Origin of the sequence: Terriglobus roseus, from assembly GCF_900105625.1 — a bacterium.
Classification (GTDB): Bacteria; Acidobacteriota; Terriglobia; order Terriglobales; family Acidobacteriaceae; genus Terriglobus; species Terriglobus roseus_B.
Genome location: NZ_FNSD01000001.1, coordinates 3,132,189 through 3,158,501 on the forward strand (window position 1 = coordinate 3,132,189; position 26,313 = coordinate 3,158,501).

The window sequence follows — 26,313 nt, forward strand, 5'->3', positions numbered from 1 at the left end:
GATAGTAGGCTCGGCGATCTTTGGTCGCCGGAGCGTGCCCGCAGGCATCGCCCACAACCTTTGTAGGGTGGTGCGACTAAGGTGGACCAGTGCAATCGGCTGCTCGTCCGGCTGTCTTTGGACCTCTCTGGACCTGCCAATACGGAGGGGCGTCACGACTCTCGATGTGATCTGGATCACTTATTGAAACGTTTCTATGGCTTCGGAACCAACCCCGCGGAAAATTATCAATAATCCTGTTGCTGTTCGTTGACCTTCCGGCCTATTATGCCGCGCGCAGCGCAATCCACCGCGTTGTCGTTGTGAGGCCAGAAGAATATGAGATCCATGACACCAAATCCCGTCCCACGTGGACATGAGGCGCCCACCAAGAGCGCTGGATTCCTTAGCAGACCTTCCCTGGTTATCCGCGTCATCCTGTTCACCATCCTGGCGGCGTTTGCCGGCCGCGCGCTGGTGGCACAGGACACAACCGCGACCATCCTTGGAAACGTCACCGATCCATCGGGCGCCGCGGTGCCCAAGGCTGAAGTTACCGTCACCAATACGGAGACAAATGTCACCGTCGTCGTGACCACGACCGACTCCGGCGCGTACACCGTGCCGCAGTTGAACCCCGGCTCCTACTCGGTCAGTATCAAGATGCCTGGCTTCCAGACGGCAGCGATCTCCAACCTGACAGTTGCCGCCGGCGACAGACGCCGCGCGGACGCTGCACTGAAGATCGGCGGTGCAAACGAGACCGTTGAGATCACAACCGCTGCGCCAGTGCTGCAGACAGATGCATCGTCAATTGGCAGCAACGTGACCGATCGGGCCGTGCAGGATCTGCCGCTGAATGGTCGTAACTACATCAACCTGGCCCAGATCATTCCGGGTGCCACGGAAGGCGCACCGAACAGCATCAGCAGCGGTACACGTCCGGACGATCGCCGTCCCACCTCATCGGTATCGATCAATGGCCAGTCAGAAGTATTGAATGACCAGCTCGTGGATGGTCTCGATAACAACGAGCGCGTCATCGGCACCATCGGTGTGCGTCCCTCGATCGACTCGATCCAGGAAGTCCGCATCCTTACGAACAGTTTCTCTGCAGATGGTGGACGCGCCGGTGGTGCACTCATCAACGTGATCACGAAGAGCGGTACGAATAACTTTCATGGCACTCTGTATGAGTTTTTCCGTAATGACAAGCTGAATGCGTTTGCCTACCAATATGGTGCTGGCCGCGCAAAGCCGCGTCTGCGTCAGAACCAGTTCGGTGGATCGCTCGGCGGACCCATCTTCAAGGACAAGGCCTTCTTCCACGGCGACGCGGAATTCTTCCGCCAGATCCGCGGCAGCCTGCCCAGCCAGTTGACGGTGCCGACGGCATTCCAGCAGGCGAACCCCGGCGATTTCTCGGATGCCATCCCGAGCGGCACCATCCTGCAGACGGATGGTGTAACCCGTAACGGTTGCGCAGTCATCGCAGCTTCGGTTGCGGATCCCACGCAGAGCCAGACTACGGGCTGCGTGTATGACCCGAACCCGGCATCGCCTGGCTACCTGCGGAATCCGCTCATTGGAAACAGGATTCCAGCTGCTTATCTCGACCCCATCGGTCTTGCCTACTTCAAGCTGTATCCGCGGCCGAACGTCGGCAGCAACGGCTATGTGAATGTCCGCAACAACGAGCAGTACTCCGTTGTATACGACGCACGCGTGGACTATCACTTCAACGAGAAGAACCTGCTCTTCGCCAAGTACATTGTGAATGATGTGTACACGGTGTCGCCCGGTGCCCTCCCGATCTCAACGGCGAATGGCTTTGCCATTGATCCGCAGACCGGCAACGGCTTCGGTACTTCGCCGCAGATTGCGCGCAATGCCGCGTTGATCTACACGCACACCTTCACGTCGAACCTGCTGACCACCGTGGGAGCAAGCTGGACGTTTATCAACGGCGGTTCCAATCCTTTGAACTATCAGGTGAACCCGAACCTGAAGCTGGGTCAGCCAAACATCAACATCAGCGATGCGACTTCGGGTCTCGCGCTGGCATTACCCACGGGTCTTACCGGACTTGGAAACGGTGGCAACTTTGTGCCGCTCTTCAACAAGGACAATACCTACCAGCTGAACGGCAACGTGATCTATACCCGTGGCAACCACAGCTTCCGATTTGGCGCCGCTGGTATCCGCCGCATCGCTCGCAACCAGCAGGACAACAACGGTAACGGCTCCTGGACATTCCGTACCGGCGCCCCTGGTCTGCTGGAAGGTATCTTCTCCGCAGCCGTTCGTAACGTCAACCTGTACACACCGTATTACACGACGTGGGAGCCCAGCGTGTACGTGCAGGACGACTGGCACGTTGCGTCGAACTTGACGCTGAATCTTGGTATCCGGTACGACGTCTACACGCCCTTCCTGGAGAAGAACAACCACATCTCCAACTTCGATCCTTCCTGTGCCTGCATCCTGCAGGCAGGGGTGAATGGCGTCAGCCGTTCGGCTGGCGTGGCGGTGGATTACACCAACCTTGCTCCTCGACTGGGTTTTGCTTATACCCCGATGCAGGGGCTGGTAGTGCGTGGTGGCTTCGGTCTGGCGTTCTTTCCCAGCAATTACCAGTCGCCGACGAACCTGAAGAACACGCCGAATATCTCCATCTATGGCAACTGCTCCACCTTCCAGTCCTCAGCGGCCACCAGCGGTTGCAATCCTAACTACAAACTCTTCCGCCAGGGTATTCCGCTGCCGAACACAACTCCCGGTACGGCAGGTGCGGCAATCGTTGGTTCCATTCCGGCCACCATCGACCGCCACTTCGGATCGGGCTATCTGCAGCAGTTCAACCTGACCGTGCAGAAGGATTTCAAGGGCAACGCTCTTACGATCTCCTATGTCGGCCAGCTGGGCCGCAAGCTCTCAACGGGCTTCGATATTAACCGCGCGCCGGCGAATGCTTCCGGCAGCCAGACACTTCGTCGCTTCGCGACACAGTTGCCGAACGTAACCACCATCACCCAGACGTTCAGCACCGGTGCTTCGTCCTATCACTCGCTGCAGGCTACCTTCGAGCGTCGCTTCTCGAACGGCCTCGGCTTCAACGTGAACACCACGTGGTCTCACCTGCTCGACAATGCTCCAAATATCAACGGCCAGGGCAACAACGGTGTAGGCCAGGTGTTGGCAACGCAGAACTACGACGACTACGGCAACGGCGATCTCGACACTCGCAACCGTGTCGTTGTAACCGGCAACTATGCCATTCCGTGGGGCAAGGGAACCTCGGGTCTGCGCAACGCAGTCACTGCCGGCTGGCACATCAACGTGCTCAACCTGTGGTCGACCGGCCTGCCCTTCACCGTACTGAATGCCTCGAACATCAGCGGCACCAGCCCGGGTGGAGCAGCGGATCGTCTGAACGTACTGAGCAATCCGTTCGCGAACATTCAGCCGGGCACCGGCAATACCTCGGGCGCTCTGCAGTTCTTCAACGGCAATACCGATCCCACGCGCGGTGCGGTTGCCTTTGCTCCGCAGGCTGCGGGCACCTTCGGCAACGAGCGTCGCAATCTCTATCACGGACCCCACTTCCGTCATTGGGATATGTCGCTCTTCAAGGACTTCACCGTCTATCGTGAGACCAAGCTGCAGTTCCGGGCTGAGGCCTTTAACCTGGCGAACCAGACCAACTTTGCAAACCCGTCGACTGGCGTCACCACGCCATCCACCTTCGGTGCGCTTACCTCCACCATTGCCTCGTACCAGCCGCGGCTCTTCCAGTTCGCGCTGAAGTACGAGTTCTAGAACCTGCATGGAAACGAATCGAAGGGCCCGGAAACTTACTCTCCGGGCCTTTCGTCTGTTGCATCGGGATTATCGATAATGGTCCTTGCTTATCTTTTGCGCAGCAGCCTAGAATTCCCGCGCACGGCAGCTTTGCTCTCAAGCGGAAACGCACAGACCGCAATCGCGCGGCGACTTACACACCTTTTGCAGTTCAGCCAGTGATGGAGTTACGGAAGACCATGATCGTCACCAGAAGACAGTTTGGAAAAATTGCAGCGGCCACCGGCGCCGCTGCTGCGTTTGCGGGCCCCGCGAACCTCTTCGCAGCGGCAAAGCCCAATTCGAATTTCAACGGCGTGCAGATCGGCGTCATCAGCTACAGCTATCGCCAGATGCCGGACTTCGGAACGGAGAACGCAAATGCCGTGCTGCGCTATGCGCTGGCTGACGGCATCAGTGCGGTCGAGCTGGAGAACGTGCAGGAAGAGTGGGCAGGCGCGCCGAAGCGTCCGATGATGCAGCGGCCAGCAGGTGTTCCTGCCGTGCAGACCGGGCCGCCTACCGGTGGACCGCCGCCGCGCCGGCAGATGACGCCGGAGCAGATGGCCGCACAGGCGAAGTTCGCAGAGGAGATGACGGCGTTCCGCCTGTCCGTTCCCATGAGCAAGTACGAAGCGTTGCGCAAGATGTACAACGACACCGGCGTGAGCATCTACGCCTTTAAGATCACGCTGAACATGAAGATGCAGGACGCTGAGTTCGACTATGCCTTCAAGGCTGCGAAGGCCTGCGGCGCGAACCAGATCACCATGGAGATGCCGGATGGACAGCCGGAGCTGACCAAGCGCATCGGCGACTTTGGCAGCAAGTACAAGATGATGGTGGGCTACCACGCGCACCTGCAGGCCACGCCCACCACGTGGGATGAAGCCATGGCGCAGTCGCCCTACAACGGTGCGAACCTCGACATTGGCCACTTCATCGCGGCCGGCAACTCGCCCGAAAGTGCGCTGGAGTTCATGAAGAAGAATCATGCGCGCATCACCAGCATGCACATGAAGGATCGCAAGTCACCCGCACACGGCGAAACCAATATGCCGTGGGGAGAGGGTGATACACCGATCAAGCAGGCGCTGCAGCTGATGAAGAAAGAAGGCTGGAAGTTCCCGGCCACGATCGAACTGGAGTACACGATCCCCGAGGGTTCGGACTCAGTGAAAGAAGTGGCAAAGAGCGTCGCCTACGCCAAGGCCGCACTGGCCTAGGCACTTCGTACTGTTCTCGACGCGCTTCGCGCGTGTCCGTACAACCGCAAGCGTCAAGGGAAGCCCGGCCTCGTGCCGGGCTTTCGACGTTCGTGTGGCGAGGTCAGCGTTTCCCCGTCGCCCGTGTTGGAAGCGAACGTTATGGGATGACGGCAGCGAATGGCTATAGACGCAGAAAAGCCCGGAGCGAGTCCGGGCTTCTCTATCTTCTGGACTGCGGTACGGCTACACACGCGATGCGTGTCGAGAACCGCACGAAGTGCCGAAGCACTAGTCCTGTTCCTTGCGAACCTTCTTGCGATTCCGCTTGCGTGCCAGGGCTTCCTTAACGCGCTTCTTCTCGCCGGGCTTCAGGTAGAAGGAGTGACGCTTGACTTCCTTGATGATGTCTTCCTGCTGCACCTTGCGCTTGAAGCGGCGAAGAGCATTCTCGAGGGGCTCACCCTCTTGCAGACGAACTTCTGCCAATGTAAAAACACCCCGCTCCCAGGCCTCGCAGGCCGTCTCTAAGAATACCGCAGATCGATGGAATCTCCCAGCAAACCGCGATAATCGTCCGAAAGCAGTTGATCTCGGACCAAATCTGTCGTAGTTTGGAGGTGCGGCCGAATATGTCGCCCATGATGCCCTCCCCAAGCAGGGAGGGCCGCGCGAATCGATCCGCGCTCTCGCAACAACATGGCAGCCTCTGCACTGCGGCGTTCTCGCCCGGAGGCAGACGTGCGCCTCGAAAGGAACCTGTTTTGTCTCTCTCCCGTACCAAGGCTGGCTTCGCCCTCGCTGCCGCAGCCCTTCTTCTGCCAGGTCTTGCCCTCGCGGCTGCCCCTGACACCTGTTCTGTCGATGTCAGTGTCCCGGCTGTTCCCGTGAGCCTGACCGTCCGCGATGCCAGCGGAGCCACTATCGACCGCGCCGCGGTCCAGGTCGTCTGTGGTGCCACGGTTCGCACGCTCCAGACCGCGCAGGATGGTTCGGTCACCGTCTCCCTGCACCCCGGACACTATCGCGTCACGGTGCAGGCCGCGGGTTTTGCGCAGCTCGACCAGGCGGATGTAATCCTGCCACAGGGTGATGGTCCCGCCGCGCTCACGCTGCATCCCGGATCGGCGACGGACGTGGTGAATGTTACGGCGCAGAGCGGCTTTGTACCTTTCGATTCGAATGCCGGTTCCAAGACGAACGCAGCGCTCATCGAGGTGCCACAGTCCATTTCCATCGTGAACCAGCTTGAGATGGAGTCGCGCAACGTGATCACCATGAACGAGGCACTCCGCTACACGGCGGGCGTCCAGGCGGACGAGTTCGGCGTGGAGCCGCGCTTCGACTGGCTGAAGCTGCGTGGCTTCGCTGCGGAGACCTTCGGTGTCTTCCGCGATGGCATGCGCTTCAACTCGCTCTCGGGCAAACTGGATCCTTACGAACTCGAGAGCGTGGAAGTCCTGCGCGGACCCAGCTCCGTCCTGTATGGTGAAGTGCCTCCGGGCGGCCTGATCAACCAAGTGACGAAGCGTCCCAGCGCCGAGCGTCATACCGAAATCGGCGGCCAGTATGGTGCCTACGATCGCCGTCAGTTTCAGTTCGATACAACCGGGCCCTTCGACCACGCGCAGGTGTGGCGCTACCGGCTGCTGGGCTTGATCCGCAACAGCGGCACGCAGACGGCCTACACGCCCGACAACCGCCGCCTAATTGCACCGTCGCTCACCTACCATCCCGGCGACCGCACCAACTTCACGGTGCTGGGTGACTGGCAGCACGACCGCACGCAGTGGAGCCAGTTCCTGCCCTCGCAGGGCACACTCACCAGCAACCCTAATGGCGTGATTCCGATCAGCGCCTTCGTCGGCGAACCCGGCTTCGATAAGGTCACACGCGACCAGGCATCGTTCGGCTATACGGGCGACCATCTTCTGCAGGATGGCTGGAACGTTCACAGCAACTATCGCTACCAGTACATCAACTTCCACGGACAGACGATCTACGGCGGTGGCTTCGACGGCACCAGCCTGACAAACATGATCCGCTATGCCTACACGCTGCCCACGCGCAACCGCATCAACACCGTGGACAACCGTGCGCTACGCCGCTTCCACACCGGCGACTGGGAGCAGACGCTGCTGTTTGGCTACGACTATCAGCATGTCGCGGTCCGCAGCTCGCAGGCCTTTCAGCAGGTGGCAGACATCAACATTTACCACCCGGTCTACGGCGTGACGACGGTTCCCACGCTGTCGCCCTATGTGAACCAGGACAACCTGCTGCAGCAGCACGGCCTGTACGTGCAGGACCAGATCAAGTACCGCAACCACCTGATCTTCACGCTGGGCGGTCGGCAGGACTTCGCACGGAATGACACGGCGAACTTCCTGACGAATACGGAGTCGGGCCATCTGGACCAGCGCTTCACGGGACGTGTGGGTGTGTCGTATCTCACCAGCAGCGGCATCTCGCCCTATGTTGCGTACTCCACCAGCTTCCTGCCGAACGCCGGCAGCCTGGTCTACAACGCGACGACCGGTCTTTCCACCACACCGGCCAAGCCCAGCGATTCCCGCCAGATTGAAGCGGGTGTGAAGGTGCAGCCGGCCACCTGGAACAGCTACCTGACGGCGGCGTTCTTCCAGATCAACCAGACGAATGTGCTCGTAAGCAACGCAGCCTTCCAGAGCTACCAGAGCGGCGAAGTTCGCTCTCGCGGTGTGGAGCTTGAGGCGGTTGCAAGTCTGCATCATGGCCTGAGCCTGCACGGCAGCTACACCTTCACCGGCACAGAGACACTGCAGGACCAGACCACCGCGAACATCGGTAAGTGGCTGCCGCAGACACCGCGCAACCAGGTGGGAATGCTCACCGATTACACGGTGCGAGGCGGACGCTTCGCAGGTCTTGGCGGTAATTTCGGCGTGCGCTTCACCGGCAAGAATGCGGCAGACAGTGCGAATACCTTCTTCGTGCCGGACTACGCGCTGATGGATGCGGGTCTTCGCTTCGGCTATCGCGGTACCTTATTCAGCGTTAATGCAACGAACCTTACGGACAAGCGCTATGTCGCAACCTGCAGCGGCGCCAGCTACTGCTACTACGGCTATGCTCGGAATGTGATCGGTTCGGCGAAGTACACCTTCTAGCAATGGCCTTCTTCCAAACGCTCGTACAGCATCCGCGCAAGCTGTGGATCCGCAGGGCGCTCTTCCAGGTTCATCTCTGGCTGGGCGTCCTGCTTTCGCTGTACGTCGCGGTCATCGGATTATCGGGCTCGGTGATCGTGTGGGAAGACGAGATCGACGCGCATGCCTACCGGCACGTGCGCTACGACGAACGCCACCTGGCGCAGCCAGCACAGGTGATGGCGAACGCGCATGCAGCGTACCCGAACGAGACCGTCACCTACTTCATGTTTCCGCAGGCAGACGCACCGGTCTACACCGTCTACCTTCGCGATGCGCGTAACGAAAAGCGCATTGTCCGCGCGAATGCTTCTACCGGTGAGCTGCTGCCCGCAGCAAACAGTTCGTTCGTCGACTGGGTGCATGAGCTCCACGTCTACCTGCTGATGGGGCACACCGGATTTGTGATCAACTGCGTCGCAGGCATCGGCATCTTCGTCCTTGCGCTCACAGGCATCGCGTTGTGGTGGCCGGGGCTTCGGCTGTGGATGCGTGGTTTCTACCTCTCGCTGCACCACAACTGGAAGCGCATCAACTACGACGCACACAGCGCGATCGGCGTGTGGACGTTGCTGATCGTCAGCATGTGGGGACTCACGTCGATCGACTTCCTGTGGCCTACGCAGACTACCGCTGCAGTCAATGCAGTGCTGCCCATACGAGGCATGCAGGCGCCCATCGCGATCAAGCCAGCCAGGCTCGGCGCACCCGCCTCACTGCAAACCATCGTGGACAAGGCGCACAGTTTGAGCCCGACTGCTTTCCTCTCCGGGGTGCTCTTTCCAATTGGGAAGACCGGCAACATCGTCACATACATGGATACAGCCGCCGTCGGCGATTACACTCATCGCGACATCCATACCTTCGCGGCCGACGGCACGCTGCTCACCACCTGGCACTACGGCCACAACGAAACGCTGGGCGACTGGATCCTGTGGCTGGTGAACCCGCTGCACTTCGGCACGCTGTGGGGCACACCGGTGAAGGTGCTGTGGAGCATCCTCGGCCTCAGCCTGCCGGCGCTGTCGATCACAGGTCTGCTGATGTACTGGAATCGCTATCTCGGCAAGCGTTGGGCGAAGCTGTCGGCTCTTCCGCAAAGAGGATGCCCTCGCACAGTACCCCAATAAGACTATTTGCCGGGCATATGCTTTCTGCTATACCAGCTGTTACCCCCATGAAGCTGCTTCCTATCCGCGTCCTTACGGCCTCTGTTCTGGGCCTTGCTGCGACCGTGCATGCAGTCGCGCAAACGACTCTGCCTGTCCCTGCTTTGCCGAAGACCGACGCGCAAAAATCCGCGGCCGCTGATCCCTATCGTGATGAGCCGTTCGTCTTTGAAACATACGACACCACCACTCGGATGAAGGCGGACGGCACGGGGGATGTCGTGCAGCATGTCATCCTCCGCGTGCAGACGGACGGTGTGGCGCGGCAGTTCAGTGTGCTGAACCTCTCCTATGCCTCTGCCAACTCGACCGCGACCATGGATTTCGTGCGCGTGCACAAGCCGGATGGCAGCACCGTGAATACTCCGACCGACGAGGCAATGGAGATGCCGGCCGAGGTCAGCCGCGAGGCGCCCATGTACTCCGATGTGAAGGAGAAGCATCTGCCGGTGCGGAGTCTGTCGGCAGGCGACCGCCTGGAGTACCAGTTCCACACGACCCTGACGAAGGCGCAGGCTCCCGAACAGTTCTGGGGTGCGGAGCACTTCCAGGTGCAGGGCGGAGTGGTGCTGAGTGAAACACACACCCTGCAGGTGCCGGAGGAGACCTACGTGCAGGTGTGGAGTCCGAATCATCCCGCTTCGCCCGTTGTGAAGGATGGGATGAAGACGTGGACATGGACGTCGTCCCAGACGAAGCCAAGCGCACGGGACGAAAACGGTCGCATGACCGCCGCGGAGGTGAAGGACCCGGATGAAGATGCAGACGGCCGCAAGCTGCCTTCCGTGGCATGGACTACTTTTCATAGCTGGGCAGAGGTCGGCGGCTGGTATCGCAGTCTGGCGGAACAACGCCTGCAACCTACCGCAACGGTCCGCGCCAAGGCAGACGATCTGACCAAGAATGCGAAAACGCCCCGGGAGCAGGCGGAGGCGCTCTACCGCTTCGTGGCGACACAGATCCGTTACATCTCCATCAGCTTCGGCGTCGGCCGGTTCCAGCCGCATACGCCCGACGAGGTGCTGGATCACGGCTACGGCGACTGCAAGGACAAGGACACGCTGCTGGAGGCCATGCTGCGCGCCAAAGGGCTGACGACGGCGCCGGTACTGATCGGTGCAGGCATCGCGCCCGTCGTCGATGTGCCGTCGCCCGCGGTCTTCAACCACGCCATCACCACGGTGGAGCTACCCGGCGCGGATGGCAAGCCGGAGCGCATCTGGCTGGATAGCACCGCGGAAGTTGCTCCCTTCCGCGTGCTGTTGCCGGTCATCCGCGACCAGCAGGCGCTCGTGATTCCGGATAAGGAACCCGCCGCGTTGGCGAAGACTCCGGCGGACCCGCCCTATGCCTATCGGGAAGACTTCCGGGCAGAGGGCGTTCTTGCCGCCGATGGCCTGATGAAGGGCCACATGAAGTGGGAGGTCCGTTCCGACGCTGAGCTGGAACTGCGTGCAATGATGCAGCGCCTGGCCCCTGCGCAATGGGACGACGCCATGCAATACCTGTCGAACGCCATGGGATTTGGCGGCAAGGTGAGTGGAACGGATATGCGACAGACCGATGCCACCTCGCCGGTCAAGATCGCCTACGATTACCGCCGTGAGAAGTACGCCGGATGGGAGAACAACCAGTCACTGCCGCTGTTTCCTACGGTGGAGATGACCATCATCGGCAAGGAGAAGCAACCGGAACACGATATCGATCTCGGTGCTCCCAGAATGGTGGAGGCGCATAGCGTCGTCACGCTGCCGACGGGCTATCGCGCAGAGTTACCGGATGCTGTGCATGTGGACCGCGACTTCACCAGCTATGACAAGACCTACCGGATGGTCGATGGCAAAGTCTTCGCCGATCGCAGACTGGTGGTGAAGATGCGCAAGGTGCCGCGCGGTCGGTGGAAGGATTACCTCGCCTTTCAGAAGGCGACACTGCTGGAAGATGGTGAGCCGTACCTGAGACTGATTGAGCCCGACGGAAATCGTACCGAGAAGGCAAAGAGTGAGAAGTCAGCCGCGCCCCCGTCGAACATTCCCGAGGATGAAGGCGTTCGGCAGCAGCTTGCCGAGATGGGGCAGATGCTGCAGCATCGCAACTTCGCGGGGGTTCGAGCACGTGCAGAGTCTCTTCATAAGGCATCTCCGGACGCGGCGTACGTACAGGGCATGCTGGGAATCGCGAAGGCTGGGCAAGGCGATATGGACGGTGGTATCGAGGACCTGAAGGCAGAGGTGAAGGCGCACCCGGACGACGACTCCAGCATGCTTCTGGGGCTTGCAGGTCTCTATGCCGAGAAGAAGCGCTATGCGGAGGCGCTCGAAGCGCTGGACAAGTACGGTCGCAAAGGTGATGAGCGAGTCCAGCAGATGCAGGTCAACCTGCTGGAGCGTGACAATCGTGGCGAAATGGCGCTACCGATTCTGCGCAACATGCAGGAGCGCAAGCCGGAAGATCGTGGCATCGCCACGCAACTAGCAAGCCTGCTTTATAGCCTGCACCGCAACGACGACGCCGCAGCCGCGGCGAAGAAGGCGATGGAAGGCAGCGACGATCCAGATGTAATCAACAACAACGTCTACGTCCTCTCCGAGACGAAGCAGGATCTTCCGTTCGCAGAGGCACAGTCCCGCCGGTCCGTCGATCTGCTGGAGAAAGCGACCGCTTCGCACAGCATCGAAGAGGCGAACTTTAAGGCCTTCGCGGAGTCTTCAAACCTGGTCGCATCCTGGGACACACTTGGTTACATCCTGCTGCTGCAAGGGAAGGCAAAGGAAGCCGAGCCCTACCTTCGTGCGGCATGGTTCAGCCAGAGTGGCGTTACGGTCGGCAATCACCTGGCACAAAGCTTTGAGGCGCAGGGGCGTAAGTCCGAGGCGCTCTGGGCGTATCGCCTGTCCCGCGACAGCGAACACGCTGCCGATGCCAAAGAGGACTATGAACAGGTGCAGGCGTCGATCGCGCGGCTGGAAAAGGCAGGCATTAAGTCATCGACAGGGGAAGAGTTTCCGACGACCATGCAGGCATTTCGCAGCCATCACGTGAAGAATGGCGCAGGGGCTGAAGGTGGCGGAACGGTCCGCGTACAGATCAGCCCGGATGGCATTGCGGCAGCGGTGCTGGTTGCGGGTGGTGAGAAGCTCAAGCCGCTGCTGGAAGAGGCCAAGTCTCTCCGACTGCCGGGTGCTGAGCCAAAGGGTTCCGTCGCTCGTGTGCTGCGCGATGCCGTCGTCTACTGTGGCAAGAAGAGCGTCAGCTGTGACTTCGTCTTCATGCTGAATTCGGGCATCGCCGTGGAAGGCGCCGCGGAATGAGTGCGGCTACTCGCCGGGATGATAGGTGCGTTCGATGTGGCCTTTCAACTGGTCGGGGTAGTACATCACCTCCCGGAAGTCGCCGCTGGCGTAGCGATCCTGCTCATCGTTGAAGTGCTTTGAGTTGGGATCGCCGCTTTCGCCGCCGCAGGTGATGGCGCGGGCCGTGACACGCTTGGGACCAAAGTCAACGACGGCAACGAAGCTGTTGCCATTCGTGCCGTAACGCTTCTTCGTGTTGGGATAAGCCTTTGCTCCGAGCGATGCGAGCGAGCCCCAGATGGACCCGGTGAAGGGGATCGCGATGCTGGGCTGGGCGTCGTCGAAGTGCGGTGTGATGCTGTCATCCAGACGCTGATAACGGTTGATGTCGCCCCACGGCTTCTGCCACGTGCCGAAGTCTGCAGTGAGCTTGTCGGTTGCAGTTTGCAGAGCCGCCAGCAGCGTTGCGGCGAGAACCTTCGTCGCAACGTAGTCTTGCCACAGCATGTGTTCGCGATAGGCCTGGCCGGAGACGGGCGACCCGCTTGCCTCGCCCCAGTAGATCGCGAGCGTTGTTGCGGGGGAGTCGGTGGCCCACTTGAAGTCCCACTTGCGCAGCAGGTCGATCTGCGGAGCCAGTTTCGCCCGCTGCGCGTCGTCCTGTGGCAGCGCGTCGTATGCCTTCAGCAGCACGGGTACGGTCCGTGCGAAGTATGGCAGGTACGGATCGAAGGCTGTGGTGAGCAGGCTGTCGAGCGTGAAGTCCTTGCGATTATTAAGAACCTTAACCATATGTACGCCGCGCGCGGTCTCACCGCTCTGTTCCACGTACGGCGGATAGTCTGCCTTCTTCAGCGAGCTTTCGCCCGCACCTGACCACGGTGCGTTGTTTACATTTTCCAACCATCCGCTGCGGGGATTACGCAGTTGCGGTATCTGCGCCAGCGGCATCAGGCCCTGCCAGTCCGTCGCGGGGTTTGTGCCATCGACAGGCTTGGTGAAGTCATAGCGCGTATCGCGCTCCGGGATATAGTTGCCGTGCCAGTACGCGATGTCGCCGTCGGCACTGGCGAAGATGGTGTTGTTGGAAGAGTTCGCCATCAACTCCATGGTCTTGCGATAGTCGGCATAGCTGCGCGCCTTGGTGCGTAGAAAACTCTGCTGCAGCGCGGGCACCGGCGTGTTCATCAACTCGATGCTGACCCACGCCTCGCCGTCCTTACGAACGATCGGGCCACGATGATCGAAGTATGTCGTGAAGCTGCGCTGCCTCATGTTACCGTCCGTGGCCTTGTAGCTCAGCGTGATGGTGCGGGTCTTGAAGGGGCGAGACGTGGGGCCGTACTTGTACATCATGATGCCGCCGCCCTGCGTCACCGTGTTGCGGAACTCATCGACCGCATCGACATTGCTGCTGGTGTGCATCCATCCCGCGCGGTCGTTGAAGCCCTGGTAGACGAAGATCTGCCCCCACGTCACGGCACCGTAGGCGTTCAGGCCCTCATCGCTTTGCATCTGCAGTTCGCTGCGGAAGAAGAACGAGGTATGTGGATTGATGAGCAGCAGAGGGTGGTGATTTGCGGTGTTGGCTGGCGCGATCGCGGCACCGTTTGAACCGCCGGGTTCCACGTCGCGATTGACCTGTGCGAGTTGCGCGACGACAGCGTTCCGTTCGTCGATCGCACGTTGCGCCGAGGTCTTCGCGCCATAGAACTTTTCAAGCTCTTCAAGATTCACGCGTTCGATGTCGCCACCGATGGAGCCTTCGGTGAAGCTCAGCGCCATCCACGGTTCGAAGTGTGTGATGACGCGGGGCTTCGTCTCCGGATGCTTGCTCAGGTAGAAGTTCGCACCGTCGGCCCATGCATCCATGAGTGCCTTCAGCCACTCCGGACTGCCAGCGTAATCCTTCTTCAGGACCTCGGGGTCGAGGAAGAGTTGCTGCCGCAGATCCTGCCAGATTTTGGCTTCGCCCTCAGCCTCTGCCAGGCGGCCGAGCGAGACGAGATAGTTCGTCTCAACGCGATTGAAGTCGTCTTCGCATTGCGTGTAGATCATGCCGAAGACGGCGTCTGCGTCCGTCTTGCCATGGACGTGCGCGATGCCCCAGTTGTCGCGCGTGATGGTGATGGCCTTTGCATGTGCGGACCACCGCGCTGGCTCGGCCAGTGTTGCACTCACTGCGCCCTTCTGCGCGAATGAGGATGTGGCAGCGACGGCGAGCAAGAGGGCAGCGGCAGAGCGAAGCTTCATCGAGCAGAATCCTGGGTGCTGGCGGTGCTATGAATCTAGCACCGCCCCTATAGTCCCCGACAATACGTGTGGTCCCCGCTCGATGATCCGAGATGCTAGCTACTCCGGCGCTGTCATCACGCGCTGCGCATCAATCTTTGCGGGATCAAGCTGGATATCGAAACCTGCGCCTGTGGGTAAGGCGATGTGTGCGTTCTCCACGACCATTGGGTTCTTCTCGAAGTGGTGGTAGTGCTGCATCTTGAGGGCGAGATACTCGCCCAGCGGGAAGGTCATAGGCGACTGGCTGAAGATGGTGTGGACCGCCGCTCGCAGACTGTGGCCGTGTGGGATCAGCGGTACGTCGTAGAGTGAGCAGACCGTGCCGATCTTCAGCAGTTCCGTGATGCCGCCGCACCACTCCGGGTCGGCCTGCACGACGGAGAGCGCGTTCTGCTGCAGGTAGCGGTGTACCTCCCAGCGGCCGTAGAAGTGCTCGCCGCTGGCGATGGGGATGGAGGTGCTGCGATGCATCTCGGCGAAGCTGCCGATCTTCTCCGGGTGCGTCACCTCTTCCATCCAGCGCGGGCGGTACTGCTCCACGCGGTGCGCCCACTCCAGCGCGTAGTTCTGGTCCCAGCCGCTGAAGGTATCGAACATCAGTTCGGTATCTTCGCCCACGGTCTCGCGCAGTGTCTTCACCAGTTCAACATTCTTCCGCATGCCCTCCGGCCCGGAGCCGGGACCGTAGGCGATGAACCACTTCTGGTAGCGAAAACCCTGCTGCTTCAGTTCCAGTGCTCGTGTGCGCACCTTATCGAGTTCGAGTGAGGAGCCGAGCGCGGAGACGTACATCTCGACCTTGTCGCGCGACGGACCGCCGAGCAGACGATAGACCGGCACGCCATACAGCTTGCCGCGCAGGTCCCAAAGCGTGTTGTCCACGGCCGAGATCGCCATCATGTAATAGCCGTCGCGGCTGTGCCGGTCGCTGCGGTACATCTGGTCCCAAAGCACCTCGCCCGCAAGCGCATCCTTGCCGATGAGGAACGGACGCAGTCGCTCGTAGACGATCAGCGCCGGCTCCTTTTCGATAGGGCCGTAGAGTCCCTCAAGGCCGCCGGTAGCGCGAATGCGGAGGTAGATGGCCTCATACTTCACGGTAATTTCGCCGCCCGGTCTGTCGACGTAGACGGGTGGACGCAGAGTGTCATAGACATCTTCCGGGTTCACCTGGGCCTGCTTGTTCACACCGCTGCGCGAGGTGTAGTGGCCGCGCAGCTCCAGCAACTCGACCGCTTCAATCTTCAGCGGTGCGATGCCGGTCGGTCGCGCCGCAGCAGGTTGCGCGAGAGCTTGTCGCGATGCCGCGCCGCTTGCCAGCGCCCCGCCCGTGGCGCCCACTGCTCCCAGAAAACTGCGACGATTCCAGCCTGTTCCCACGTACCCTCCCGCATCGACGGCGCACACGCTTTGGCGTGCATCAAGATGCCGGCGGAAGATTATCACCGGGGTCCGAACTAAATCGAGTTGGAAGTGCAATGTGGACGTTGTCCACATGCTCTTGGTATGATCCACCTGCAATTCAGATGGACTTCAAAAGGAGACGGAACGCATGCGCGTGATGGTGTTTGTGAAGGCGACGGAGGACAGTGAGAAGGGCACTCTTCCCTCGGCCGAGTTGCTTGGTGCGATGGGTAAGTTCAACGAGGAACTTATAAAGGCGGGGATTCTGCGCGATGCTGCAGGTCTCAAGCCGACGTCACAGGGGAAGCGCGTCGCGTTCCACGGAACTGAACGTAAGGTGATCGACGGACCGTTTGCAGCAACCGGCGAACTGGTGGCCGGTTTCTGGCTCTGGGAGGTGAAGGATATGGACGAGGCAGTGGCGTGGGTGAAGCGTTGCCCCAATCCGATGCCGGGACCAAGCGAGATCGAGATCCGACCGTTTTACGAGATGTCGGATTTTCAGTAGATCTCTTTCAGAGGGGTCGCCCCCACGTCTCAGAAGCCAGACGTGGGGCAACCGCCTCCGCGGCTTATTTGAGGACGAAGGAGTACAGCGTGTCGCCGGACGATGCGACGACGTACTGCAGGCCGTCGAGCATGAAGGTGATCGGTCCGTTGCTGACCGCGCCACCCATGCCGGCATGCCACAGGACATCTCCGGTGGCAGCATTGAAGCCCACCAGGTTGGACAGCGGATCGCCGGTGAAGAGTACGCCACCTGCAGTCGTCAGGATGCCGGAGCGCGCACCGGGTGAGGCCCACTGGTGGTTCCAGCGCACTTTGCCGCTTTTCGCGTCGATGGCCCGCAATGAGGCCCGCGAGAAACCACCACGATCATTGCCGGCCCAGCCCTCGGGCTTCTTGTTGTTGTCGAAGACGTAGTAGACACTGGCCGCATCGTAGGCGGGAACGTAGAACAGGCCCGTCTGCGGGCTGTAGCTTGGCGGATACCAGTTGGACGCGCCCGCCTGGTTCGGCATCACGAGTACGCCGTTGGGCTTCGCTGCCTTTTCCGGGTTCGGAATGGGCTGGCCCTTGCTGTTGAGTCCCAGCGTCCAGTTCTGCATGGCGTAGGGTGTGCTCACAAGCGCCTTGCCGTCCGTGCGGTCCAACAGGAAGTACCAGCCGTTACGGCTGGCCTGCGCCAGCAACTTGCGTGGCTTGCCGGCGATGACCGTGTCGATCAACACGGGCGTCTGCACGGCGTCCCAGTCATGCGTGTCATGTGGGTTCGGCTGGAAGTACCAGACAAGCTTGCCGGTGTCCGGGTTCAGCGCGCAGATGGTGCTGGTGAACAGGTTGTCGCCGGGACGAGCGTCGCCGTTGATGACGGGCTGTGCGTTGCCAGTGCCGAAGTAATAGAGGTTCAGTTGCGGATCGTAGGTGCCCGCAACCCACGTCATGCCGCCGCCATGCAGCATGGCTTCGTCGTTCGGCCAGGTCTTTGCCTCGGGTGTTCCCGGTTCAGGGTGCGTGTACCAGCGCCATTGCAGCGCGCCCGTTTCAGGGTCGTGCGCTTCAATGTAACCGGGGATGTCGAAGTCATCGCCGCTGACGCCAACCATCACGTGGTTCTTCACGATAACCGGTGCGACCGAGCCGAAGTAGAACTGGTCCGGATTACCGATGGTCGCGTGCCACTTCTCTTTGCCCGTGGCGATATCCAGCGCGACGAGGTTACAGTCTTCCGTTTCGAAGTAGAGCGTGTTGCCCTGCACCGCTGCGCCGCGATTGCCGATGGTCTCGCCGCCCTTGCTGGGCCAGTCGAACTGCCACAACTGCGTGCCGGTGCGGGCGTCGACAGCCCATGCGTGGCTGGGCACCGTGAAGTAGAGCACGCCGTTGATCTCAAGCGGCGTGGCGGAGATACGTCGGCCGCCACCGGTTGTGGTGTTGATGCGGAAGGTCCACGCAAGCTTCAGCTTGTCGATGGTGGCCGGCGTGATCTTCGTCAGCGGGCTGAAGCGGCGACCGCTGTAGTCGCCGTTGTAAGTCGTCCACTCGCCGCCTGCAAGCGTGCCGACGGTGCCGCTCGCAACGGCCGGGGCCTTGGTGGCAACGGGCGCCGGCGCATCATGCTTCGTGGTGTCGTGCGGATTTGCGGCATTGGTCGGTGTCTGCGCGTGCAGAGAGAGGGACAGTGCGACGGCAGAAAGGGAGGCAAAGAGTATGCGGCGCATCATTGCAGCGTATCCAGATAGGTCGTCAGGTTGTGGATGTCGGTGTCCGTGATCTTTTCCAGCAGAGCTTCATGCGCTGCGTACGGGTTGGTCGTGGTGACCTTCACACCTGCGGTGCGATTGAAGGACTTCGTCGCGCCCGTTGCATGATCGCGCAACTGGATTGTGAAGTCGTCGATGCGAACGACGTCGCCCGTGGCCGTGGTGCCGTTCGGGAACCTCACAACAGCGGTAATCGGCGCTTTCTTGCCGAGGCCCGAGCTGGGAAAGAGGAACTTCTGCTGCAGCGCAGCCGCCGAGTAGCGCTTGCCCAGGCCTGCGAGATCGCCCGTGGTCGAATGGCACTTGGCACAACCGCCCACGCCGTTAAAGTATGCTTCGCCAGCCTTGGCATCGCCTTCGGTCAGGTGCGTGGGATGGTCGTCATAGCCACTGCGCAGAATCTTGTTAACGGAGGCGGAGAGGAACTGCGACAGGTCGTCGGCCTGCTTCTCGTTGAAATCGAACTTATGAGGAGGCGTCGACTTCAGATACGGGGCAAGCTCTTTGCCATGCAGTGCCTGGCGACGGTCATGCAGCACGACCGTTGAGCGTAGAAGGTCCGGAGCGCCATCGGTAATGCCGCGCGTGTCGCTGCCGTGGCAGCGCGCGCAGTTGCTGGCATAGGTCTTCGCGCCGCGCTCGACCGCCGCTGGTTCCGTGACGGACTTGGGGAACTGGCCAAACAGCGCGGGTGCGATGGCGCCGACAGCCGCCATGGTTATGAGTAATCCTGTGTGTTTCGACCTCTTCACTCGTTCCGCTCCTCGGGCCGTGCAAACGTCCCCGCCAGTACGCCGCGACGCAACGTCGTTTGATGCCCGCACTCCTTTATACTTGGCCCGCTCGATGGAGGTCACGATGGACCGGCGTCAATTCAGCCGAAGGATGGCAATTGCGGGTGTTGGCAGTGCGTTGCTGGGGCGACAAGGCGCGGCACAGGCCGCTCCATCGCCTGCCGTGAAGTTCTCGGTGATGCTTTGGATTATGGGCCGCAACTTCACCATCGAACAGCGGCTGGAGACAATTGCCGCGGCCGGTTACCAGGGCGCGGAGATGGTCGATGAGTGGATGAAGTGGACCGCGGAAGACCGCAAACGCATTGTGGCGAAGAAGAACGCGCTGGGCGTGACCTTCGATGTGATGTTCCCGAGCCTGACGACGCTGGTAGACCCGGAGGCCAGGCCCAAGCTGCGGCAGGAGATCCTGGCCGCGATTCCCATTGCGCAGGAGATTGGCTGCAGGCAATTCGCCATGAAGTCAGGCGCGCGCATCGCCGGACAGTCGCTGGAGCAGGGCCGGCAGTCGATCGCAGACGGGTTAAAGCTGGCCGCTGATGCTTGCCGCGATGCAAAGATCGAGGTGCTGCTGGAGCCCATCGACGTGCTTGAGGATAAGAAGCAATTTGTGAATTCTGTCGTCGAGGGCTTCGCGATTGCCCGTACGGTAAACGACCCCGGCGTGAAGGTGTTGTACGACTTCTACCATGAGCAACGGGGCACCGGGAACCTCATCGAAACCCTCGAGAAGAACATCGATCTCGTCGGCCTGGTGCACATTGCGGATGTGCCGGGAAGGCATAAGCCGGGCACGGGCGAGATGAACTATCGGAACGTCTATCGCAAGCTGGCCGCGCTGAAGTACAACCGCTACATCGCCATGGAGTTCTACTTTCAAGGGGACGCTGTCGCGGAGCTGAAGGCCGCAAAGGCCGAAGCGCTGACTGCAATGCAGACCGCATAACAGGTACGATTGCAAACGACCCTCGGGCATTACATTACGGAGAAGGCATGAACCGTCGCGACTTTCACAAATTATCCATGGGCGCTGCTGCTGCATCGCTGCTGCCCAGCCTGCCGGCGTTTGCTGCCGCACCTCCCACGGTTGCCAGCAATGACGGTCATAAGTTCTCCGTCATGCTGTGGACGCTGCCCAAAGGCCTGACCTTTGTGCAGCAACTCCAGCTTGCTTCCGATGCCGGATTTACCGGTGTGGAAGTTGGGAATGAATACGAGAAGTGGACGCCAGAGGAATGGAAGACAAATCTGGCGAAGCAGCATGAGCTGGGCATTGCGGTCGATTCCGCAGTCCCGGGACGGAATGCGCTTGCGGATAAGTCGAAGCGTACGCCGCTGCACGACGATCTGCTGAAGGCGATTCCGGGAGCGAAACAGCTTGGCTGCAAGCAGTTCATCTACACGGCGTACACACGCGTGCCGGAGCAGACACCGGAGGAGCAGCGCGCCGCAATCGTCGATACCCTGAAGTACGCGGCAGACCTGCTGGAGAAGGACGATATCGAGATCGTCCTGGAGCCGATTGACCTGCTGGAGCACAAGCAGGAGGCGGTGGTCAGCGTTGGAGAAGCCTTTGAGATCACGCGTGCTGTTGGCAGCCCGCGCATCAAGGTTTTATACGACTTCTACCATGAGCAGCGACAGGCCGGAAACCTGATTGAGAAGCTCACGAAGAACGTCGACCAGGTCGGCCTCGTTCACATTGCGGACGTCCCGGGACGTCACCAGCCGGGCACGGGCGAGGTCAACTACACGAACATCTATCGTGAGCTGGCACGCCTGAAGTATGACCGCTACATCTGCATGGAGTTCATGTCCCAGGGTGATCCCGTGACGGTGCTGCGCAAGGCAAGGGAAGAAGCCATTGCTGCGATGAAGTCCGCATAGTTCTCGAAATCGCCGTCGCGTGAAAGTCCAGGGATACGACAGAACCGGGGCACCCGGAGTCTTGTCGATCCCTAGCGGCGGCGCTTCTTCGCTGTCGTCTTTGCGGGAGCAGCCATACCTCGGGATGAGGTCTTGCCCCCGCGCGACGAAGCGTAGCTGCCGCGAGATGACGATCCGCGAGAACTCGCGCGGCCGGAGCGGGATGTGGTCGCACGTCCACGGCGGCCACGGCTTGGTCCCAGACGCACCGGCTCTGCCACGTAAATCTTGCGGCCTGCGGGCAGGGCAGAGCTGGACAGATGATTCCAGTCGCGTAGATTTTCGGTGGAGACGTTGAAGCGATCGGCCACGGTGACCAGTGAGTCGCCACGGCGCGTCGTGTATTGCAGCGGATGCGCTCCGCCACTGCCGTTGCTGCCAGCGACGGGAATCACGAGGTCATCGCCCGTTTGAATGGTGGCGGTGGGTTCCAGGTCATTCGCCGCCAGCAGGTCTGACGCGCTCACATGGAACAGCTGAGCCACCTGATCCACCGTTTCACCAGCGACCGTCTCATGGAAGCGCCAGGAGGCGCGCTTGTCTTCCGGGATGGCCGCGATGCGTTCGGTGAACTGATCTTTGGTGCCCTGCGGTACATGCAGGTCATAGCCGATGTCACGCGGTGTGCTCAGGCGCAATAGTGCGGGGTTAAGGCTGACAATGTTCGCGAGCGAGGTCCCTGTGACATCCGCGGCAAGGCGCAGGTCCATGGCGTAGTCGACGTGGACGGTGTCGAAGAGCACCGATGGATCCGGGTTCATCTTGTCCAGGCCGTACTTCTCCGGGTTCTTCGCCATAATGATGGCGGCCAGGATCTGCGGGACGTAGTTCTTCGTCTCGCGCGGCATGGCATTGCGGCGGTAAAGCTGCCAGAAATCGGCATAGCCGGTGCGCTGCACGGCTTTCTGAATGTTGCCGGGTCCCCAGTTATAACCGGCCATGGCCAGGTACCAGTCCCCGAACTGGTTGTAGAGACCCTTGATGTAACGGGCATACGCGCGCGAGCTCTTTTCCGGGTCGAAGCGCTCATCGAAGTAGCCGTTGCGCGCCAGGCCGTAGGCTCCCGTGGGCATAAACTGCCACATGCCGCCGGCGCCGCTGCTGGCGTTCATGGCCTGGGGCTGAAAGCCCGACTCGGCGACAGCGAGATAGATCAGATCCTGCGGCACGCCTTCCTGCTTCAGTACGTCCTGGATCAGGTCTTTGTACTTGCCGGCACGTTCCAGCGAACGCAGCATATGCGCGTGGAAGGCGGGGGAGTTGGCGAAGGCGTTGATGTAGCCGGCGACCTCGTCGTTGATGACGAGCGGAAGATCTGACGTTGTGTTCAACGTGCTCTTAAGATTTGCCGTGACTTCCGGCGAGGCAGCGGGGAAGGTCAGCTCTCCGACGGCGTCGATCGGCGCCTCTTCCGTGCGGGGGCTGAAGCCGTTGCCCTGCTTCAGCGCGTCCATCTCCAGCGCGCTGACCGCGTCCACGGTGCGCTCAAATTCATCGCTCAGCGTGCTGTCCGCCTTGATGTCGATGCCGCTGGTCAGCATCAGGTCCACGGCGAAGTCGAAGTCCATGCGTGCGGCATCGAGCTGGCCATTGCGATAGTTGGTGACGCCGCTGCGATAGCTGCGGTCGACCTGTGCGATCAGGCTGGCGACCCGCGGGTTCGCCGACTGCTCGGCTGTCTGTACATTGTTGCCGCCAACGGTCTTCGGCAGCGCAGGTGCCGTGGCATTCGCTGGAGTCTTCGCCGCGACCGTCGTGGTGATGCCGTCCTGCGGGCAGCCCGTGAGGAAGATGGTGCAGGCACACGCAGCGGTGAGCAGGAGCGGGCGAACTGCGGAGGAGGCACTTCGGCCTGGCTTCATCGGCACAACCCTCATTGTATCGGCGCGGCGATACGGCTGGCATCTCTTGCCGTATTTCAGTTTGAGGGGTACGCCCGAGACTTCCACGTCGCTGGCCGGCCCAGCAGCTTCCGCGCCAGGGCGACCCACTGCAGCACCAGAAGCAGTGCCACACCCACGGGATGCAGTAGCGCGCCAAGCCAGCTTTGGCGATACCGTACGGCATTGACAACACGCGGCAGATAACTCAAGAGCAGCGCAACCACGGACCACCACACCGGCGCCATGCCGATGCGGATGGGTGGCCCCAGGAAGGGGATGATGAACGTCGTCCTCTCCCATGCCAGCCACAGCAGTGGCAGCGGTAAGACCTGTCCCAGTCCCAGCAGCAACGTCATGGGCACGATGCGCGCGGGCGCGGCGATGCCTTCCGTGGCGTTCTTACTTAGACCGTTCCACGTAGCCGCTGCAGTCGTGTACATGCGGCATTCGGCCAGATGGGTCAGGTCGGCCAGCCGTGTCGTGTAACCGTTCGAGCGCAGGAGGCGAGGCAGCAGCAGGCCATCGTGCATGGTGTGTCGGATGGCCGCATGGCCGCCGCTGCGGTTGTAGGCTTCCCGATCCACCAGCAGGAACTGACCGCAGCCCGCGGCATAGGCGGGCTTTGTCGTGCACCGCAAGCCTCGCATGGGGAGCAGACCCAGCAGCACGAAATGGATCAGCGGAATCAACAGCTTCTCAAGCCAGGTGCGGGTGATCTGCCGCGGAAAGCCGCTCAACAGTGCTGCGCGTTCCCTCACCATCTGTGTCACGGTGCGTGCGAGTGCATCGGGATGCAGACGAACATCCGCGTCAAGGAAGCACAGCAGCGGCGTGTTGGCTGCCTGCGCACCCTGCCAGCAGGCGTGCTGCTTGCCGTTCCATCCTGCAGGCAGTGCCACGGATGCGATGAGCTTCAGGCGCGCGTCCTGCGCTGCCATGCCGCGCACGATCTCCGCAGTGTCGTCGGTCGACGCATCATCAACAACCAGGAGTTGCAGATCAACCTTGCTCGAAGCCAATACGCCGCCCACGCAGGCCGCGATACCGCCAGCTTCGTTGCGTGCGGGGATGATCACCGTCACGGCTGGCAGTCCGTCGCTCGTGATGGCAGAAGGTTCGCGGTACTCACGCAGGTTCACCACCGTCATCACGGCGGGGATCGCGGCGCACACAGCGGAAGCGATAGTCCATGCGACAAGCATTAGTCGGTCTCCGACGTACGATCTGCGCCCGGTATCTCGAGTTCGCCACGCATACGTGCGCGGAGACGTTGCCACAGGCTGGCGCCATTCGAATCCAGCAATGTCTCAAAGATCGAAGGGTCGCGCAGCATCGCTGCCGCAGCCAGTTCGTCTTGCGCGGTCTGCAGCTCTTCTTCCAGCAGTTGCGTCCACTGCCTCGCGGTGTTCGGCACTGCCGTGGAACGGACGTCGATCGGTGTTCCCGCGGCTGAGAGTGCCTCCGGCTTCACACCGTTCCAGAAGGTGTACTCCAAGGCCAGCGGTAGCACCGTGACCGGGCTCGCGTCCTGCAGTCGATGCAGCAGCGCTCCCAGGCCGGCCTTCAATGTTGCAGGACGAAGCCGAACATCGCTGAAGCGTCCCTGGGCGGTGATCCAAAGCACGCCGCCTGATGCAAGCACAGACTGACTGCTGCGCAGGAACTGTGCTGCTCCACGCGCCGATCCCTGGTCGACAGGAAACATCCCCAGTCTGCCGAACATGGGATACCGCACCAGCGACGCGGCGCTGATGGGGGCGTAGTGGGTGCGATGTGGCAGCAGCTTGCGCGCCAGTGTGAGGCAGAGCAGCGGATCCCACCACGAGGGGTGGTTCAGATAGACAATCAGCGGTCCTGCCCCGGCCTGCACCAGCCGCTCCGCGTGCAACATGCGTACCGCACGAAAGCTGCCGCGCAGGCGCCGTCGCGCAATACGCGAAAAGCCTGCCAGGAGCAGCGGCGATGGTGTTCGCACCCCGGGCTGTGATGATGGTCTCTGCTGCATCTTGAAGAATCCGATGCTAGCAGGAGCAAGAACGCCGTTCGACCAACGCAGTCATCTCCATCGGGAGCAAAGCTCGCCTCGCTGAAAAGGAAACATTTCACCACAGGCACAAGGAAGCGCCTTTCTTTCGGCAACACGGTGAGTGATTGCGGGTTAACTGATGACGGAGGCCTCATGACGAAAGCAACAACCTGTCTGACTGCAACACTTGTTTCTCTACTGGCATGGACTACGGCACGTTCGCAGGAGAGTGTAACGGCTCCTCGCAGCGATGGGCAGGTCACTCCGATGAGCGTTTACCGCGCATCCAGCCGGGGTGGCTGTGCCCCGCTCGCCGTGCTTTCTCCGGGAGCCGGTGGGACTGAGAACGATTACCGTTACCTCGCACAAGGGCTTGGCAGCGGCGGCTTCACCGTGATCGTCATGGGGCACCGGGAGAGTGGTCCTGCGGCGGTGCGCGCTACCTTCTGGCATAACGGGATGGGCAAGGGCATGTCTGCGCTGGTTGGAAGTCGCGAGGCCGAGACAGCGCGCCTGCTCGACACGGGCGCAGCACTCACATGGTCCGATCATCAGTGCAGAGCGCCCTTCCGTGTGCTGATCGGGCACTCCATGGGAGCAGAGACAGTGATGCTGGAAGCCGGGGCCACGAATGCCATTGGCATCAGCTCGCCGCCCGCTGCGCAACATCGCTTCGACGCCTACATCGCCATGTCTCCGGAAGGTCCTGGCCTGGTCTTTCCCGATCACGCATGGAGCACCCTGCATGTGTCGATGCTGGTGCTGACCGGTACGCGTGACCAGACGATACCGGGCGGCGGTGGTCCGGCAGCCAGGCAGATCCCGTGGAAGGACATGCCTGCCTCGAGCGATGGCTGTCGTTGGATGGGTGTCCTCGCCGACGCGACCCACATGAACTTTGCCGGCCGGGGGCCAGGTGCGAACTCCGTGACTCCAGTGGTCGTCGACACCATTCGAAACTACCTTTCCCAGGTACAACACGGCAGTTGCCGGGATACCAGGTCTTCCACTGCATTGACGCTCTCCTCGAAGTGATCGGGTGGCACT

Annotated in this window: 17 protein-coding genes; 9 read left to right on the plus strand and 8 right to left on the minus strand. The window is 61.1% G+C overall.

The genetic code is table 11. From position 1 onward, the window contains the following. Positions 1-327 precede the first annotated feature (327 nt). A complete protein-coding gene (locus BLW03_RS12870) occupies positions 328-3,798 on the plus strand; it encodes a TonB-dependent receptor (protein ID WP_074654445.1) in 3,471 nt (1,156 codons plus the stop codon). Positions 3,799-4,019: 221 nt separating this feature from the next. After that, positions 4,020-5,045, plus strand: coding sequence for a sugar phosphate isomerase/epimerase family protein (locus BLW03_RS12875; protein ID WP_083350737.1), 1,026 nt, complete (start codon positions 4,020-4,022; stop codon positions 5,043-5,045). Positions 5,046-5,315: 270 nt separating this feature from the next. Here BLW03_RS12875 and rpsU read toward each other — a convergent pair whose 3' ends face one another. Next, the gene (gene rpsU / locus BLW03_RS12880; RefSeq protein ID WP_041592738.1) at positions 5,316-5,513 is read right to left on the minus strand and encodes a 30S ribosomal protein S21; all 198 of its coding nucleotides are present in this window, start codon (positions 5,511-5,513) and stop codon (positions 5,316-5,318) included. A 275-nt stretch (positions 5,514-5,788) separates the two neighbouring features. On the opposite strand from rpsU, the gene BLW03_RS12885 reads away from it, so the two are divergent. Genes BLW03_RS12885 through BLW03_RS12895 form a run of 3 tightly spaced genes read left to right on the plus strand, consistent with a single transcriptional unit; the run spans position 5,789 to position 12,692 of the window. After that, on the plus strand, positions 5,789-8,173 hold the full coding sequence (locus BLW03_RS12885; protein WP_074654447.1) for a TonB-dependent siderophore receptor: 2,385 nt from the start codon (positions 5,789-5,791) through the stop codon (positions 8,171-8,173). A 2-nt stretch (positions 8,174-8,175) separates the two neighbouring features. Continuing rightward, entirely contained in the window at positions 8,176-9,342 is a 1,167-nt protein-coding gene (locus BLW03_RS12890) for a PepSY-associated TM helix domain-containing protein (RefSeq protein ID WP_074654448.1), read from the plus strand. A gap of 47 nt (positions 9,343-9,389) precedes the next feature. After that, complete coding sequence (locus tag BLW03_RS12895; protein WP_074654449.1) at positions 9,390-12,692, plus strand: DUF3857 domain-containing protein; 3,303 nt, start codon at positions 9,390-9,392, stop codon at positions 12,690-12,692. 6 nt (positions 12,693-12,698) lie between these two features. Here BLW03_RS12895 and BLW03_RS12900 read toward each other — a convergent pair whose 3' ends face one another. Both BLW03_RS12900 and BLW03_RS12905 read right to left on the minus strand, forming a co-directional pair. After that, positions 12,699-14,927 (minus strand): penicillin acylase family protein, encoded by a 2,229-nt coding sequence (locus BLW03_RS12900; RefSeq protein WP_074654450.1) that lies wholly within the window; start codon positions 14,925-14,927, stop codon positions 12,699-12,701. Between the two features lie 99 nt (positions 14,928-15,026). Further along, positions 15,027-16,349, minus strand: coding sequence for an enolase C-terminal domain-like protein (locus BLW03_RS12905; protein WP_074654451.1), 1,323 nt, complete (start codon positions 16,347-16,349; stop codon positions 15,027-15,029). A 172-nt stretch (positions 16,350-16,521) separates the two neighbouring features. Between BLW03_RS12905 and BLW03_RS12910 the strand changes: the two genes are divergently transcribed. Then, positions 16,522-16,881 (plus strand): YciI family protein, encoded by a 360-nt coding sequence (locus tag BLW03_RS12910; RefSeq protein ID WP_074654452.1) that lies wholly within the window; start codon positions 16,522-16,524, stop codon positions 16,879-16,881. Positions 16,882-16,945: 64 nt separating this feature from the next. On the opposite strand, the gene BLW03_RS12915 is transcribed toward BLW03_RS12910, so the two are convergent. Continuing rightward, complete coding sequence (locus BLW03_RS12915; protein ID WP_244502072.1) at positions 16,946-18,595, minus strand: acido-empty-quinoprotein group A; 1,650 nt, start codon at positions 18,593-18,595, stop codon at positions 16,946-16,948. Beyond that, the gene (locus BLW03_RS12920) at positions 18,595-19,353 is read right to left on the minus strand and encodes a c-type cytochrome (RefSeq protein ID WP_074654454.1); all 759 of its coding nucleotides are present in this window, start codon (positions 19,351-19,353) and stop codon (positions 18,595-18,597) included. The genes BLW03_RS12915 and BLW03_RS12920 overlap by 1 nt, the downstream gene beginning before the upstream one ends. A gap of 142 nt (positions 19,354-19,495) precedes the next feature. Between BLW03_RS12920 and BLW03_RS12925 the strand changes: the two genes are divergently transcribed. Both BLW03_RS12925 and BLW03_RS12930 read left to right on the plus strand, forming a co-directional pair. Then, positions 19,496-20,377, plus strand: a complete 882-nt coding sequence (locus BLW03_RS12925) for a TIM barrel protein (RefSeq protein WP_074654455.1) — start codon at positions 19,496-19,498, stop codon at positions 20,375-20,377. A gap of 47 nt (positions 20,378-20,424) precedes the next feature. After that, positions 20,425-21,318 carry a TIM barrel protein gene (locus BLW03_RS12930; RefSeq protein ID WP_074654456.1) on the plus strand — a complete coding sequence of 298 codons (894 nt, stop codon included), beginning with the start codon at positions 20,425-20,427 and terminating at the stop codon, positions 21,316-21,318. A gap of 71 nt (positions 21,319-21,389) precedes the next feature. On the opposite strand, the gene BLW03_RS12935 is transcribed toward BLW03_RS12930, so the two are convergent. From BLW03_RS12935 to BLW03_RS12945, 3 genes are read right to left on the minus strand one after another with little or no spacing between them, the layout of a single operon-like run. Continuing rightward, a complete protein-coding gene (locus BLW03_RS12935) occupies positions 21,390-23,219 on the minus strand; it encodes a lytic transglycosylase domain-containing protein (RefSeq protein ID WP_244502205.1) in 1,830 nt (609 codons plus the stop codon). Positions 23,220-23,275: 56 nt separating this feature from the next. Beyond that, positions 23,276-24,442 (minus strand): glycosyltransferase family 2 protein, encoded by a 1,167-nt coding sequence (locus BLW03_RS12940; RefSeq protein ID WP_074654458.1) that lies wholly within the window; start codon positions 24,440-24,442, stop codon positions 23,276-23,278. Further along, positions 24,442-25,245: a lysophospholipid acyltransferase family protein gene (locus BLW03_RS12945; RefSeq protein WP_074654459.1), complete on the minus strand. Its 804-nt coding sequence runs from the start codon at positions 25,243-25,245 to the stop codon at positions 24,442-24,444. Before BLW03_RS12945 ends, BLW03_RS12940 begins: the two co-directional genes overlap by 1 nt. Before the next feature lie 174 nt (positions 25,246-25,419). Here BLW03_RS12945 and BLW03_RS12950 point away from each other — a divergent pair, with 174 nt between their 5' ends. Then, positions 25,420-26,301 (plus strand): alpha/beta hydrolase family protein, encoded by an 882-nt coding sequence (locus BLW03_RS12950; RefSeq protein WP_139285196.1) that lies wholly within the window; start codon positions 25,420-25,422, stop codon positions 26,299-26,301. Positions 26,302-26,313: the final 12 nt, after the last annotated feature.